The following is a 506-nucleotide window of genomic DNA, read 5'->3' as shown; positions in this document are numbered from 1 at the left end:
TTCTTTATGAACACCTTTTTTTCAAAATCAGAATTCAGAAGCAATATCAATGACGAGATCAACTCGGCGATTGAAGTTTACCAGCGAAGAAAAGCTGATGGAATGAAAGATTATTAATTAATGCAATCCTCTGATGAAAAGCGCTGTTGATTTTATTGCCTCACTCCAGTATAAAACCATGGAAGAGGGTGGGAGAAAAACCCCTGCCAAATCCGGCTATCGGCCAACTGTAGTATTTCCTTTTTCAGAAATGCAGACTTCAGGAGAGCAAACATTCATAAATCGCGCATTCGTAATGCCTGGGGATAGTGTGGATGCTGAAATCAGAATTCTTGCAGTAGACCATTTTTCCGGTTGTTTATATGAGGGTTTAACATTTGATTTCAAAGAAGGAGACAGACTTATCGGTACCGGAGTAATTAAACAGGTGATAAACGATAAACTAAGGAACAAGGACGGTTTGCATATTCCAGTGCATGAGGAACCCAAAAACGATATTACCATTA

At 38.9% G+C, this 506-nt stretch carries 1 pseudogene; it reads left to right on the top strand.

The annotated features are described in order from the left end of the window. Positions 1-133: 133 nt before the first annotated feature. Positions 134-506, top strand: a pseudogene (locus IM797_RS28235) (hypothetical protein); the annotation flags it as partial.

The sequence above is a fragment of the Pedobacter sp. MC2016-24 genome (assembly GCF_015223055.1).
Taxonomy (GTDB): domain Bacteria; phylum Bacteroidota; class Bacteroidia; order Sphingobacteriales; family Sphingobacteriaceae; genus Pedobacter.
The sequence above is the reverse complement of the archived record's forward strand: the minus strand, read 5'-3'. Positions and strand labels throughout refer to the sequence as shown.